This is a genomic window from Kosakonia sp. SOY2 (assembly GCF_027109175.1).
Taxonomy (GTDB): domain Bacteria; phylum Pseudomonadota; class Gammaproteobacteria; order Enterobacterales; family Enterobacteriaceae; genus Kosakonia.
In genome coordinates this window covers 84,571-100,082 of the sequence record NZ_JAPVXH010000002.1, presented here as the reverse complement: position 1 = coordinate 100,082, position 15,512 = coordinate 84,571, and the positions used below count along the sequence as shown (strand labels likewise).

Genomic DNA, 15,512 nt, shown 5'->3' with positions numbered 1-15,512 from the left:
GTCCCCCGGCTGCAAACATGGCGTCCTGCCTGCTAATAAGCCCTCCGCGATAGCGGAGGGCAAAAACAACCTTACTCGCCCTGCTCTGCTTGCGGCGCTTCCGACGCTTCAACAGGCTGAGTCTGCTCAGTCGCTTCTTTAATGCTCAGACGAATACGGCCCTGACGGTCAACTTCCAGAACTTTAACCGGCACTTCCTGGCCCATCTGCAGATAATCGGTCACTTTCTCAACACGTTTGTCCGCGATCTGAGAAATATGAACCAGACCTTCTTTACCGCCGCCGATGGCAACAAATGCGCCAAAGTCAACGATGCGGGTCACTTTACCGCTATAGACACGGCCCACTTCGATCTCAGCCGTGATCTCTTCAATACGGCGAATAGCATGTTTCGCTTTGTCGCCGTCAGTAGCTGCGATTTTCACGGTACCATCATCTTCGATTTCGATGGTGGTGCCGGTTTCTTCGGTCAGCGCACGAATGACGGAGCCGCCTTTACCGATAACGTCTTTGATCTTATCTGGATTAATTTTGATGGTATGGATACGCGGCGCAAATTCAGAGATATCACCACGCGGCGCGTTAATCGCCTGCTCCATTACACCCAGAATATGCAGACGAGCACCTTTCGCCTGGTTCAGCGCAACCTGCATGATCTCTTTGGTGATACCTTCAATTTTGATATCCATCTGCAGCGCAGAGATACCGTCGCGGGAACCCGCTACTTTGAAGTCCATATCACCCAGGTGATCTTCGTCGCCCAGGATGTCGGACAGAACAACAAAGTTGTCGCCTTCTTTCACCAGACCCATTGCGATACCCGCAACGGCGGCTTTCACCGGTACGCCTGCGTCCATCAGCGCCAGAGATGCGCCACAAACGGAAGCCATAGAAGAAGAGCCGTTCGATTCGGTGATTTCAGAAACCACACGTACGGTGTACGGGAATTTATCAGCATCCGGCATTACTGCCAGCACGCCGCGTTTAGCCAGACGGCCGTGACCAATTTCACGACGTTTCGGCGAACCAACCATCCCGGTTTCCCCTACGGAGTACGGAGGGAAGTTGTAATGGAACAGGAAAGAGTCAGTGCGCTCGCCCATCAGCTCGTCGATGATCTGCGCGTCACGTGCGGTACCCAGAGTTGCAGTAACCAGCGCCTGAGTTTCGCCGCGGGTAAACAGTGCGGAACCATGGGTGCGAGGCAGAACACCGGTACGAACGTCCAGACCACGGATCATATCTTTTTCGCGGCCATCGATACGCGGTTCGCCTGCCAGTACGCGGCTACGAACAACGTTTTTCTCGATAGCGTGCAGGATTTCACCCAGCTCATTGGCATCCAGGGTTTCATCTTCTGCCACCAGCGTTGCGATGGTTTCGGATTTGATCACGTCAACCTGAGCATAACGCTCTTGTTTGTCAGTGATGCGATACGCATCGCTCAAACGTGATTCTGCCAGCGCAGCAACGCGCGCGTTCAGCGCTTCGTTTACCGCTTCCGGCTGCCAGTCCCAACGCGGTTTGCCTGCTTCTTTTACCAGCTCGTTGATGTTCTGGATAACAATCTGCTGCTGGTCGTGGCCAAACACCACAGCACCCAGCATCTGATCTTCACTCAGCAGTTCCGCTTCAGATTCAACCATCAGAACCGCGGCTTCAGTACCGGCTACGACCAGGTCCAGCTTACTTGCTTTCAGCTCTTCCTGAGTTGGGTTCAGAACGTACTGGTCGTTGATATAGCCAACACGCGCGGCGCCAATCGGGCCATTGAACGGAATACCAGACAGTGAAAGCGCGGCGGAAGCACCGATCATGGCTACGATATCCGGGTTAACCTGCGGGTTAACGGAAACCACAGTAGCGATAACCTGCACTTCGTTCACGAACCCTTCCGGGAACAGCGGGCGAACCGGGCGGTCAATCAGACGCGCGATCAGCGTTTCGCCTTCGCTCGGACGGCCTTCACGACGGAAGAAACCGCCAGGGATTTTACCTGCAGCGTACGTACGCTCTTGATAGTTAACGGTCAGCGGGAAGAAATCCTGACCTGGTTTTGCTTTTTTCTGGCCAACAACGGTCACGAATACTGCGGTGTCATCCATGCTTACCATAACGGCAGCAGTCGCCTGACGCGCCATCATGCCGGTTTCCAGCGTGACGGTATGTTGACCATACTGGAATTTACGAACGATCGGATTCAGCAAAGTTCTGTCCTTTCTTAATGAAAGTCAGCACACCTTTGGCATGCTGACAATTTAACCGAATCTTCATGCATCCTCGCGACTAATGACAACCCTAACCCGCCCATTGCGGATAAAGCCTCTCATTAGCCGCGCGAACCTCTGCAGTGAAGATCATACCTGGCAACAATACATTAGTTTACTGCCAATTGCTGCCGCCTGGTTGAAAAAAGGGGCCTTGTAGGCCCCTTCTTGAAACTCGCCAGACTTAGCGACGCAGACCCAGACGCTCGATCAGCGCGGTGTAGCGTGCAACGTCTTTACGTTTCAGATAGTCGAGCAGTTTACGACGCTGAGAAACCATACGCAGCAGACCACGACGGCTGTGGTGATCTTTTTTGTGCTCTGCAAAGTGACCCTGCAGGTGGTTGATCTGAGCAGTCAGCAGTGCAACCTGAACTTCGGTAGAACCGCTGTCGTTAGAACCACGACCAAACTCGGAAACGATTTTTGCTTTAGCTTCAACGCTTAGAGACATTTTAAACTCCAGTGATAAAAAAAAGAAAAGGCGCCGATCTCTAATTCAGCGGCCTCAGGATTAACGCCGGGTGATGTTAAATACATAGCCCGGCGTTAAGCGGCAATATTCTACTCGTAGTCACGGTTTCCCGCAAGGTAAGCCCGTCATTGTGCAGGATACTCGACCACCAGACGACGGGGCGCAACACGACCTTCGTCGTCCATTTCGCCCATACCAATGAATTTTGCGTCATCGCCTTCTGTGACGCGCACCAGCCCTGCTTTTGGCGCAGCGGATGCCCGAACCGGCTGACCGTTTTTGAAGTATGCCGCGACCACTGACGGAATGTTAACCGCCGGGAAATCTGACGCCGGGCTGTCCATTGGCATCAGTAACGGATCCAGCAGTTGTGCTGCCGGGATACCCTGCTGCTCGGCTTGATCCACCAGCTCGCGCAGCTTGTCGAGCGTCACCATACGTTCAACAGGATACTTACTCACCGCCAGGCGACGCAGATAGATAACATGTGCGCCGCAGCCCAGTTTCTCACCCAAATCATCAATGATGGTACGGATGTAAGTCCCTTTCGAACAGTGAATTTCCAGCTCAAGTTCATTGCCTTCGTGGCGGATAAATAACAGCTCGTAAACCGTAATTGGGCGCGCTTCACGCGGAACCTCAATGCCCTGACGCGCATACTCGTAGAGCTTCTTTCCCTGATATTTCAGGGCAGAGTACATCGACGGGACTTGCTGCGTATCACCGCGAAAACTCTCCAGCGCAGTAGCCAGTTGTTCGGCACTGAAGGTCAACGGACGCTCTTCAACGATTTGCCCATCCGCATCGGACGTATCGGTACGCTGCCCAAGGCGGGCAATAACCCGATAACGTTTGTCCGAATCCAGCAGATATTGGGAAAACTTTGTCGCTTCTCCCAGGCAAATCGGCAGCATACCGGTCGCCAGCGGATCAAGCGCTCCGGTGTGTCCGGCACGGTTGGCGTTATAAAGACGCTTTACTTTTTGCAGCACATCATTGCTGGAAGCGCCCTGCTGTTTATCCAGCAGCAGAACGCCATGCACGTCGCGACCGCGACGACGAGGACGACTCATCAGTCCTCCTTGCTGTCGTCCGGGTTCACACGACGTTCGTCATCGTGTTTCACCACACTGGTCACCAGATTGGACATGCGCATCCCTTCCACCAACGAGTTGTCGTAGAAGAACGTCAGTTCCGGCACGATACGCAAACGCATCGCTTTACCCAACAGGGAACGAATAAAGCCAGAGGCATCCTGCAACGCTTTGATACCCGCTTTCACGGATGCTTCGTCTTTATCGTTGAGGAAGGTGACAAACACTTTGGCATAAGCCAGATCGCGGGAAACTTCGACACCAGAAACGGTGGTCATCATACCCAGACGCGGATCTTTAATTTCGCGCTGCAGGATAATCGCAATCTCTTTTTGCAGTTCCTGAGCCACGCGCTGCGGGCGACCAAATTCTTTCGCCATAATAATTCTCCAGACTAAAAAGGGGCCGTAGCCCCTTTTACTATTTCTTGCCGGGAGGCGCTTCGCTTACCCGGCCAGCAATGTTCATCCACTTTTCATTTCGGCTGGCTAGCAGCCGAAAAGCGAAGCGAATTACTCAATAGTACGTTGGATCTCAATAATCTCGAACACTTCGATCATATCGCCGGTACGTACATCATTGTAGTTCTTAACGCCGATACCACATTCCATGCCGTTACGGACTTCGTTGACGTCATCTTTGAAGCGACGCAGGGATTCCAGCTCGCCTTCATAGATAACCACGTTGTCGCGCAGAACGCGGATTGGGTTGTGACGTTTAACCACACCTTCGGTAACCATACAGCCCGCGATCGCACCGAATTTCGGCGATTTGAACACATCGCGAACTTCCGCCAGACCGATGATCTGCTGTTTCAGCTCCGGAGAGAGCATACCGCTCATTGCCGCTTTCACTTCGTCGATCAGGTTATAGATGACGGAGTAGTAACGCAGATCCAGACCTTCAGCTTCGATCACGCGACGCGCAGAAGCGTCGGCACGAACGTTAAAGCCAACCAGAATCGCGTTGGATGCAGCAGCCAGCGTCGCGTCGGTTTCGGTGATACCACCTACGCCAGAACCTACGATCTTCACTTTCACTTCGTCGGTAGACAGTTTCAGCAGAGAATCGGAGATAGCTTCGACAGAACCCTGAACGTCGGCCTTCAGAACGATGTTCACTTCGTGAACTTCGCCTTCGGTCATGTTGGCAAACATGTTTTCCAGTTTGGATTTCTGCTGACGCGCCAGTTTAACTTCGCGGAATTTGCCCTGACGGTACAGTGCCACTTCACGCGCTTTCTTCTCGTCACGCACAACAGTCGCTTCATCACCCGCAGCCGGAACACCGGACAGACCGAGGATTTCCACCGGAATGGACGGACCAGCTTCGGTTACTTCGCGACCCAGTTCGTCACGCATCGCACGCACGCGGCCATATTCGAAGCCACACAGCACGATATCGCCTTTATGCAGCGTACCTTCGCGCACCAGCACGGATGCCACCGGACCACGACCTTTATCGAGGAAGGATTCGATAACCACGCCGCTCGCCATACCTTTACGTACGGCTTTCAGCTCAAGAACTTCGGCCTGCAGCAGGATCGCATCCAGCAGTTCGTCGATACCGGTACCAGCTTTCGCGGAAACGTGTACGAACTGGCTTTCGCCGCCCCACTCTTCCGGAATGATGCCGTACTGAGAGAGTTCGTTTTTAACGCGATCCGGATCGGCTTCAGGCTTATCGATCTTGTTCACGGCAACCACTACCGGCACCTGCGCCGCTTTCGCGTGCTGGATAGCTTCGATAGTTTGCGGCATCACGCCGTCATCGGCAGCAACAACCAGAACCACGATATCCGTTGCCTGAGCACCACGGGCACGCATTGCGGTAAACGCGGCGTGGCCTGGGGTATCCAGGAAGGTGATCATGCCGTTGTCGGTTTCAACGTGGTAAGCACCAATGTGCTGAGTAATGCCGCCCGCTTCGCCAGAGGCCACTTTCGTTGAACGAATGTAGTCCAGCAGAGAGGTTTTACCGTGGTCAACGTGACCCATAATGGTCACAACTGGTGCGCGCGGTTCTGCTGCAGCACCTGTGTCACGGTCGCTCATTACCGCTTCTTCCAGCTCGTTTTCACGACGCAGGATAACTTTATGGCCCATCTCTTCAGCAACCAGTTGCGCAGTTTCCTGGTCAATAACCTGGTTGATGGTCGCCATCGCGCCCAGTTTCATCATCGCTTTGATGACCTGAGAGCCTTTAACCGCCATCTTGTTAGCCAGTTCGCCAACGGTCAGGGTCTCGCCGATCACGACGTCACGGTTAACCGCTTGAGCTGGCTTCTGGAAGCCCTGCTGCAGAGCAGAACCTTTACGCTGACGGCCGCCTTTACCACCACGAACTGCCGCACGCGCTTCTTCACGATCAGCTTTGCTTTCAGCGTGTTTGTTGCCTTTCTTCGGACGCGCTGCTTTTGCTGTGCGGCTGCGACCACGACCGCCTTCAACTTCACGGTCGTTATCATCTTCCGCCTGGCGGGCATGCTGAGAAGTGGTTACATGGTAGTCACCAGTAGTCTCTTCTTCTTCGCTTGCCGGAGCTGCCCAGTTCGCTTCATTTTGTTCAGCCATACGACGAGCTTCTTCCGCTACGCGACGCGCATTTTCTTCCAGTTTACGACGAGCCTCTTCTTCCGCTTTGCGCTTAAGTTCTTGCGCTTCGGATTCACGGCGGGCTTTTTCCGCCTGGGCTGTCCTGGTCATTTCGTCAGATTGTTGGTTGCTCACTTTGCTATTTTCCGCAGCTTCGCGTTTTGCATTTTCAGCATTTTCGCGTTTAGCCTTTTCATCAGCTTCACGTTTCGCACGAGCTTCGGCATCACGTTTGGCTTTTTCCTCGGCTTCGCGCTCAGCGGCTTCCTCTGCTTCACGACGGGCCTTCTCTTCCGCTTCACGCATCGCCTCTTCTTCCGCAGCGAGACGTTCAGCCTCTTGTGGATCGCGTTTTACAAAGGTGCGTTTTTTACGGACTTCGATCTGCACCGATTTACTTTTCCCACCGGTGCCCTGAATACTTAATGTACTGCGCGTCTTGCGCTGCAGAGTCAGCTTGTCAGGCGAAGAACCGTGCTCACGGTTCAAATGCGCTAACAGCGTCTGCTTTTCTTGTGCCGTCACTGAGTCTTCAGCGGACTTGCGGATCCCTGCGTCAGCAAATTGCTGTACCAGGCGGTCCACAGAGGTTTGAATCTCAGCGGCCAGCGTTTTTACGGTTACATCTGTCATGCTGTTCCTTCCTGCTACAGTTTATTACGCTTCGTCGCCAAACCAGCAAATATTACGTGCGGCCATGATGAGCTCACCTGCTTTCTCATCGGTTAACCCTTCGATATCGCTCAGGTCATCCACACCTTGTTCAGCGAGGTCTTCCAGCGTACAAACACCACGAGCAGCCAGTTTGAAAGCCAGTGCGCGATCCAGACCTTCCAGGTTAAGCAGGTCTTCAGCCGGTTCTTTATTACCGAGGCTTTCTTCCTGCGCCAGTGCCAGAGTGGTCAGCGCGTTTTTCGCACGATCACGCAGGGCTTCGACGGTGTCTTCATCCAGACCATCGATTTCCAGCAGCTCTTTGATTGGCACATAGGCCAGTTCTTCCAGCGTAGAGAAACCTTCTTCGACCAGAACGGTGGCGAAATCTTCGTCAATGTCCAGGTAGCGGGTGAAGGTGTCAATCGCGGCATGAGCCTCAGCCTGATGCTTGGACTGCAGATCCTCAACGGTCATGACGTTGAGTTCCCAGCCGCTCAGCTGAGACGCGAGGCGCACGTTCTGACCATTACGGCCGATAGCCTGCGCCAGGTTGCCCGCCTCAACGGCGATATCCATGGTGTGTTTATCTTCATCCACCACGATAGAAGCAACGTCAGCCGGTGCCATTGCGTTGATAACGAACTGCGCCGGGTTATCGTCCCACAGCACGATATCAATACGCTCACCGCCAAGTTCCGTCGAAACCGCTTGCACACGCGCACCGCGCATACCCACGCAGGCGCCGACCGGATCGATACGCTTGTCGTTAGTCTTCACGGCGATTTTGGCGCGAGAACCCGGATCGCGGGCTGCGGCTTTAATCTCGATAACTTCTTCACCGATTTCCGGCACTTCAATGCGGAACAGTTCAACCAGCATTTCCGGTTTGGAACGGGTCACGAACAGCTGCGCACCACGCGCTTCAGGGCGCACAGCGTACAGCACACCGCGGATGCGGTCGCCCGGACGGAAGTTTTCACGCGGCAGCATATCTTCGCGCAGGATAACGGCTTCAGCGTTGTTGCCGAGATCCAGCGTGATGTTGTCGCGGTTCACTTTCTTCACCACGCCGGTGATGATTTCGCCTTCGTGCTCGCGGAACTGATCGACCACCATTGCGCGCTCAGCTTCACGTACTTTCTGTACGATGACCTGTTTTGCGGTCTGGGTGGTGATGCGGTCAAACGTGACGGATTCAATCTGATCTTCAACATAGTCGTCGAGGTTCAGGCTCTCATCTTCGTAACGCGCTGCTTCGAGGGTGATCTCACGTGTCGGCTGCGTCACTTCTTCAACGATCAGCCAGCGACGGAACGTGTCGAAATCACCGCTTTTACGATCAATGCTTACGCGAACATCGATCTCTTGTTCGTATTTTTTCTTGGTTGCTGTAGCCAGAGCACTTTCCAGCGCTTCAAAGATTTTTTCACGCGGAAGCGACTTTTCGTTAGAAACAGCTTCAACAACAGCCAAAATTTCTTTGTTCATCGGGGGCCTTTCACCTCAAATCCAGACTGTTAAAAGTGGGGGACCAGGTTCGCTTTTTGAATATTGCTCAATGCGAACACTTCATCTTTACCTTCGACCGTAACGGTGATCATCTCGCCATCGACATCTTTAATGATGCCCTGCCATTTACGACGGTTTTGAACCGCCATACGCAGAACCAGCGAGACTTCGTCGCCCTTAAAGCGCGCATAGTGCTCAGCCGTAAACAAAGGACGCTCAAGACCTGGTGAGGAAACCTCCAGGTTGTAAGCCACGGTAATCGGATCTTCAACATCCAGTACCGCACTGACCTGGTGGCTGACATCAGCGCAATCATCAACATTGATGCCATCTTCACTATCAATATAGATGCGCAGTGTAGATGTGCGCCCGCGCACAAACTCGATACCGACCAGTTCATAGCCCAGTGCTTCAACCGGCGCCGTAATCATCTCTGTTAATTTTTGCTCTAATGTGGACAAGTCCACCCCCAAGACATAAAAAAAGGGCGTATAGCCCAGTTATTTCGTACTCAGATAACAAAAAACCCCGATAAATCGGGGCTTTAAATAACTGAACCCTATAGCCGCAACTGCGGCCTGGAGAACCTTCCGTGAGTATTTTTTTCAAATCCAGCTGCGAAGGCGTTAAGTCTTCATAGTATATTTGAAAAAGAACACTTAGGGAAAGTGGTTGCGGGGGCCGGATTTGAACCGACGACCTTCGGGTTATGAGCCCGACGAGCTACCAGGCTGCTCCACCCCGCGCCTGAAACGTGGCAAATTCTACTCGCTTGAGTGCAAATTTGCAAATAATGCTGGGATTTGGTACCGAAGACGGGACGTAAAACCGGGCTGCAGTATATTGATATACATACCGTTCTGTCAACCGTGGCGCGTTAGCATCCTGTGCCCCTGACGTATGCAATTTTGTTGCGTATTATTTTTAAGCATGTAAACAGCAGTGTTCACCACTATCGCAATGAAAATTGCACTCTTCTCTTCCGGTCATCGTCAAAAGATGATTAAATGAAAACTCACTTATTTTGCATAACCATTCACTAATTGTTCTGGTCGGATGGCACAAAGAGTATGGCGTGGCTGTTAAGTCTCTCACCATCGGTCTATCAAGCAGGGATTTTTTTATGACGACGATTCTCAAGCATCTTCCCGCAGGTCAACGTATCGGCATCGCTTTCTCCGGCGGACTGGACACCAGCGCAGCGCTGCTGTGGATGCGCCAAAAAGGCGCGGTTCCTTATGCATACACTGCGAACCTGGGTCAACCGGACGAGGATGACTATGACGCCATTCCCCGTCGCGCAAAGGAGTACGGTGCGGAAAATGCTCGCCTAATCGACTGCCGTAAACAGCTGGTCGCCGAAGGCATTGCCGCCATCCAGTGCGGCGCTTTTCATAATACGACAGGTGGTCTGACTTATTTTAACACCACGCCGCTGGGCCGCGCGGTAACCGGCACGATGCTGGTTGCGGCAATGAAAGAAGATGGTGTGAATATCTGGGGCGACGGCAGCACCTATAAAGGCAACGATATTGAGCGTTTCTATCGCTACGGCCTTCTGACTAACGCCGAGTTGCAAATCTATAAGCCGTGGCTGGATACCGACTTTATTGATGAACTCGGCGGCCGTCAGGAAATGTCCGAATTCATGGTTGCTTCTGGTTTCGACTACAAAATGTCGGCAGAAAAAGCCTACTCGACTGACTCCAACATGCTGGGCGCAACGCACGAAGCGAAAGATTTAGAGTTCCTCAATTCCAGCGTGAAGATTGTTAACCCAATCATGGGGGTTAAATTCTGGGATGAGAATGTCAAAATCCCGGCGGAAGAAGTTACCGTACGTTTTGAGCGCGGTCATCCGGTTGCGCTGAACGGCAAAACCTTCACTGACGATGTTGAACTGATGCTGGAAGCCAATCGCATCGGTGGCCGTCACGGTCTGGGAATGAGCGATCAGATTGAGAACCGTATTATCGAAGCGAAAAGCCGCGGTATTTACGAAGCCCCGGGGATGGCGTTGCTGCATATCGCTTACGAACGTCTGCTGACCGGTATCCACAACGAAGACACTATTGAGCAATATCACGCCCATGGCCGCCAGCTTGGTCGCTTGCTGTACCAGGGCCGCTGGTTCGATCCGCAAGCATTGATGCTGCGTGACTCCCTGCAACGCTGGGTAGCAAGCGCCATCACGGGTGAAGTCACGCTGGAGCTGCGTCGCGGCAATGATTATTCGATTCTGAATACCGTTTCCGACAATCTGACCTACAAAGCAGAGCGTCTGACGATGGAAAAAGGCGAGTCCGTGTTCTCCCCGGATGACCGTATCGGTCAACTGACGATGCGCAATCTGGATATTACCGATACCCGTGAGAAACTGTTCAACTACGTGCAAACCGGTCTGCTTTCCACCACGGCCGGGAATGGCCTGCCTCAGGTAGAAAACCTGGAAAACAGCGAGAAAAAATAAGTCTCCCTGCATCTTCGTGCCTGCCTTGCAGGCACGATTCTCTGCTTTAAGTTATCGCTTCAGCTTAACAACATTTATCAAGCCGGTTCGCTTTCTCCCGCCAGGATGGGCGTTCCATATCCTCAATAGATATTCGGATCAAAAATCACGCTCACCGCACCGCGGTAGGTGTCCGGGCGCGTCGACAGCATGGTGTCCACGTCTTTCTGGCGCACCAGGAAATCGATACTGCCGGGTTTATCTGCGCCATAGACTTTGGCGGTGAACTCGTTTTGGTTCGCAGTTTTGCCAATGAAAAGCGGTCTGCCGCTTACCGTGGAGCCGGTCTGCATATCCACCACATTCTCCGGCATGTTGATCGTCACCTTCATCGGCACCTGTTGCCCGCTGTTATCGCTGGTAAGCGCGCACTCCTTACCTATCTGATCGGCGCAGTCCAGGAAAACGGTGAACCCACCGGAACTGGAGAGCGTAAACGCGCTTCTCCCCGTCAGTTGCGGCGTCACGCGGGAAACCATCCAGCGTTCCCAGTTAACCATCCAGCGTTCCCAGTTGGCCTCCCCTTCGTCAGCGGTACAAATTTTTCCGGCCGCACAGGGCTGCAGGGACACTGACTGGTTTTCCGGGGTGGTGGTGAGCTTCAGCTCGTGGTTTACGCTCAGGGAAAAGTGAAGGTTTAACTGATTGTCGGAAGCCTGAAAATTATCACCGAAATCAATATCGCCGCCGGGACCCACCGTCAGGGATAAGGTGCCTTCATAAAGCCCTGAGGTTAATTTCAGCGGCTCCGGTGTTTGCAGCTCATACATGATGCTGGTGTCATTAATTAAGTAAGGCTCACCCGTCAGCGGTATTTTTGCCACTTTATAACAGGCCGCATTGTCGGCTGGCCATCGCCACATAAAACGATAGTATCTGGTTGTATATGCCCCTACACCGGAAAACATGCAGGGTGAGGGGGCATTAACAAAGCTTCCACCGGACCAGGATCCCTTATAATCATCGATAGTCCATGCATTATGTGTATTTAACACTGCACCAAATCCACCGACTCTGAAACGAACAATGGTATGGGATCCATCCTCCTGGTTGGTTAATGTTATATCCCGCCATGCGCCCGGCATCCTTAAATAGACGCCCATCCTGGGGTCAGAATTGGCCGTGAAGCCTGCCGTCGCCAGCGATGCGGTTATTCCACCCATGGAGATACTGAATGTTTTCAAATTAAGACACTGCTCAGGATAATCCGTACAGTACCCACCCGCGGGCGTGGTGTTGGTGAAAGTGTTATTTTCCGGGTTTTCCAGCGATGGCGTAAATGACGCGGTAATCTCCATCGTGGCAGCCATCACCGTTGCGCTACCGGCAAGTAGCGCCATCCCCGTAAATAAGCTCAGTGCAATCTGTTTCATTTCGTTGCACCTGAACCGACCTGCTGGCATTTAAGCGCGCTGATAAACTGCACTCTCTTATTGGGATCCAACCCGGCTGGAATTTCGCAGTGCAGTTCTGGCTCGCCATTTTCTGCCGGAACCGTTAACTGGCGATTTGTGACACCGGAGTCCAGCGTCAATACCCCTTCCGCATTCACCATGGCCTGCGCGACATCGCTTTTGACGTAGCGGTTTTTAATCAGCTGGCCTTGCGCATTCTGCAGCATGCTAATCAGGGTTAAGGTCTTCACTGTTTTGATGTTCACATACTGAACGCTACCGCGATTCATCTGGATAGTCTGGCGCTCCGGGAACACCTGCACACTGTCGCCACCGGGGGCGCTAAACTGGATATCGCTTCTTTTCCAGAGCTCCGCCGGCAAAATATTGCGGCCTGGTTTCAGACGCAGTTCGCTCATATTGCCCGTTGCGAGGATACGGGTGTTTTTATCGTCAGCATCCATATCCACAATCACCGCAGACTGCATGCCACTGTTGTTGCCATTGACGGACGCGACCTTACCGCCGCCCATAACCAGCACCTGGCTTAGGTTCGCGCCTGCAATATTCGTTTTGCTCCGCATACTGTGCTGCGCGTAGAAGTTACCGTTTATCCAGGGGGTATCCACTGCGCCATTGCCATTCAACGTAGTATCCGCAGCACTCAAGGAAACACCGCCGCCTAAGTTGCGCAGCGTCCCTTTATCTTTTGGTTCCCATTGATACTGCAGGCTGGAATAACTCTGATCCTGTTCCAGGCCGGTGCTCAAAGATACCGAATGTTCTTCGGAGGGAGACAAGGCGATCGACACGCTAAAAGAGACACCCCGATCGCGGCGATCATTATCAAAGCCCGGACGGTCATAAGCGCTCATGCGGAAAGTGGTACTGCGATCAAAGAGGCGTGTTTGCGTACTCCACGAAACATCCGCCGCGGTTCCTTTACGCCAGGGGGTATCAATATATTGCGTATTGAGAATCAGCGAAGAGCCTCCCGGCAATCGGGACGACAAAGAGGCACCCCACGTTTGACCTGCCTGACGGGTACGAACGCGCCTTCCATAAACATCGCTAAGCGTAGAACGCCAGTAAAGGCTGGCGGAACCGCCCGCATATAAATTGCGGTAATAGCGGAGATCTGTGTCCTGATTCGCTTGATATTGCGAATTACCCAGCGTGTACTGCGCAAAAAAGCGATCGTCTTGCGAAAGCGTAATGTTGGTGCGCATCCGCAGACGACGCTCTTTAAGAGACATCGCGCCGGAAAGTCCAACGGTCGCCAGGGGATTGACCAGCCATTCCATACCCGCGCCAGCCGCAAAGGGATTCTTATCCTCCGCGCTCACATCGCCACTTGCCAGCGCGCGACGTTGGCCGCCCCAGAGATTCATACGCCAGCGTTTGTCAGGGTTATTCCAACCCTGCGCCTTAAAAATCTGGGCTTCCTGAGTATCAACCACCTGGCCATTTTCGATAATTTTGATCGTAATATCATAAATACCAAGCGGTAGAGGGCGGGTATCCAGCGCCTGTACGCCCGCCTGTAATTGCTGAGTACGGATCATTTGGCCATTGCGCCAGACTTCAGCAACGGACTGATTGCGCCCCGTCACATAGACAGGCCACGCACTCACACTGTCGGTGGTTGCGAGCAAGGCGTCCGATGTTCCCCACATGCCGCCAATAACAGTATCATTGCCAAACCCCGCGGTCTGGACGTTGCCGTTATCGCTGTCAGGAGTAAACACACCCAGACGCAAAAAGCTGCCTTTAAACTCTTTTTGGGTGAAAAGCTGATAGAGACTGTAATTCCTGTACTGATACTCACCGTCAGTGCCTGAAGACTGGAACGCCGCTTGTTGACTCCAGCCGCCCAGTGAAGAGGTTAAAGATGAGTTAATCCCCCAACTGCGCATTGAAGCCGTGTCGGTGATTGAGAGGCTGTTATTCATAATCAACCCGGTCGGTGCGTCATCTGGCACTGACAAATAACGGCTGACGACCTGGCTGGTTTCATAATTAGCGGTGTAAAGTTTTAACGCGGAGTTATCAAGAGAATAAACAACCTGCATGAGTCCGGACGGGCAAGACTCTGTGCATTTACCTATGGCAACACCCTTCTGAAGAAAATCAGACCAGACTGCATTTGTTGCGGGATCACTATTTGGCTGCTCATCAATAACTCGCAGGAGTTTAATATCTCCATTTTCCCGCAGAGAAATACTGGCATCGAAAATATAGTTGTCGTTCAGATATACCTGAACGACAACTTCAGAATTATAAAAATACCGCTTAAAATCTTCTGGCAGCCCTTTCATATTTGCAGCAAGTTGCATATCACCAGCCGAAACAACGAATGGAACAGCAACAAGAAGTATTAATGATATTTTCATAATATTTTTATAATGAACTTATAGGGTATAAACGGAAATAAACGTTACGGATTAACTAGCGTTTCCTCAAACATCATCGCTACCTGGCCGGTAAAATCACCCTGCACAGTAAGAGCTTTAGAGTCAGACTGGCTAATGCGCAAAGTAGTACGGCCGCCAGCTTTTGCTGTGGTATCGTCAACAACGGTTTGCGCCGTATCGCTCAGTTCAACACCGTTAAATTCAACTTTCAGAGGAATAATATCGGTACCGTTTGACAGAATAGCGTCACCATTAGAATCGGTATTCATCAATGTTGCCTGAATTCCGCCAGAAACGTTCTTATACTGGAACTGTTTTTCAAATGCTTTTAATTTGGACGTTGTAATATCATACTCAATTTCTTGAGCCTGATTAATCCATCCGCTTTCTACAGGTTCAACCTGAAAGTCATCGCTAGGAACATGAGCGAAAACATCGATATTGTAACTTTGTTGGTTTGCGGCCATCGCCGTTGTGCTGCCTAATACAGATAAAGACAGAACACCACCAAAGAGACAAGCTTTTGCAATTTTATTAGTCAACATGGAAAATCCTTTCAATTTAAAGAATACAACACTGCTTATTTGCAACTTACTTCT

11 protein-coding genes and 1 tRNA gene are annotated in these 15,512 nt (G+C 52.2%); 1 reads left to right on the top strand and 11 read right to left on the bottom strand.

Annotated elements, in window-relative coordinates; translation table 11 throughout:
• Window positions 1–71: 71 nt before the first annotated feature.
• The 8 genes from pnp to O3S68_RS13315 all read right to left on the bottom strand — a co-directional run bounded on the left by pnp (window position 72) and on the right by O3S68_RS13315 (window position 9,342).
• Window positions 72–2,207 carry a polyribonucleotide nucleotidyltransferase gene (gene pnp / locus O3S68_RS13350; protein WP_020455413.1) on the bottom strand — a complete coding sequence of 712 codons (2,136 nt, stop codon included), beginning with the start codon at window positions 2,205–2,207 and terminating at the stop codon, window positions 72–74.
• Between the two features lie 244 nt (window positions 2,208–2,451).
• A complete protein-coding gene (gene rpsO, locus O3S68_RS13345; protein WP_017457357.1) occupies window positions 2,452–2,721 on the bottom strand; it encodes a 30S ribosomal protein S15 in 270 nt (89 codons plus the stop codon).
• A 146-nt stretch (window positions 2,722–2,867) separates the two neighbouring features.
• Window positions 2,868–3,815, bottom strand: coding sequence for a tRNA pseudouridine(55) synthase TruB (gene truB / locus O3S68_RS13340; RefSeq protein ID WP_020455414.1), 948 nt, complete (start codon window positions 3,813–3,815; stop codon window positions 2,868–2,870).
• A complete protein-coding gene (gene rbfA, locus O3S68_RS13335) occupies window positions 3,815–4,216 on the bottom strand; it encodes a 30S ribosome-binding factor RbfA (protein WP_017457355.1) in 402 nt (133 codons plus the stop codon). The genes truB and rbfA overlap by 1 nt, the downstream gene beginning before the upstream one ends.
• A 132-nt stretch (window positions 4,217–4,348) precedes the next feature.
• Window positions 4,349–7,063: a translation initiation factor IF-2 gene (gene infB / locus O3S68_RS13330; RefSeq protein ID WP_020455415.1), complete on the bottom strand. Its 2,715-nt coding sequence runs from the start codon at window positions 7,061–7,063 to the stop codon at window positions 4,349–4,351.
• A 24-nt stretch (window positions 7,064–7,087) separates the two neighbouring features.
• Complete coding sequence (nusA, locus tag O3S68_RS13325) at window positions 7,088–8,575, bottom strand: transcription termination factor NusA (RefSeq protein WP_017457353.1); 1,488 nt, start codon at window positions 8,573–8,575, stop codon at window positions 7,088–7,090.
• A gap of 29 nt (window positions 8,576–8,604) precedes the next feature.
• Entirely contained in the window at window positions 8,605–9,057 is a 453-nt protein-coding gene (gene rimP / locus O3S68_RS13320; protein ID WP_017457352.1) for a ribosome maturation factor RimP, read from the bottom strand.
• A gap of 208 nt (window positions 9,058–9,265) precedes the next feature.
• Window positions 9,266–9,342 (bottom strand) — tRNA-Met (locus tag O3S68_RS13315).
• 377 nt (window positions 9,343–9,719) lie between these two features.
• Here O3S68_RS13315 and argG point away from each other — a divergent pair.
• Window positions 9,720–11,066, top strand: a complete 1,347-nt coding sequence (gene argG / locus O3S68_RS13310) for an argininosuccinate synthase (RefSeq protein WP_020455416.1) — start codon at window positions 9,720–9,722, stop codon at window positions 11,064–11,066.
• A gap of 122 nt (window positions 11,067–11,188) precedes the next feature.
• Here argG and O3S68_RS13305 read toward each other — a convergent pair whose 3' ends face one another.
• The 3 genes from O3S68_RS13305 to O3S68_RS13295 all read right to left on the bottom strand — a co-directional run bounded on the left by O3S68_RS13305 (window position 11,189) and on the right by O3S68_RS13295 (window position 15,458).
• Window positions 11,189–12,478, bottom strand: a complete 1,290-nt coding sequence (locus tag O3S68_RS13305; RefSeq protein WP_269231712.1) for a hypothetical protein — start codon at window positions 12,476–12,478, stop codon at window positions 11,189–11,191.
• Window positions 12,475–14,571 (bottom strand): TcfC E-set like domain-containing protein, encoded by a 2,097-nt coding sequence (locus O3S68_RS13300; protein ID WP_233500425.1) that lies wholly within the window; start codon window positions 14,569–14,571, stop codon window positions 12,475–12,477. Before O3S68_RS13300 ends, O3S68_RS13305 begins: the two co-directional genes overlap by 4 nt.
• Window positions 14,572–14,936: 365 nt before the next feature.
• A complete protein-coding gene (locus O3S68_RS13295; RefSeq protein ID WP_269231711.1) occupies window positions 14,937–15,458 on the bottom strand; it encodes a CS1 type fimbrial major subunit in 522 nt (173 codons plus the stop codon).
• Window positions 15,459–15,512: the final 54 nt, after the last annotated feature.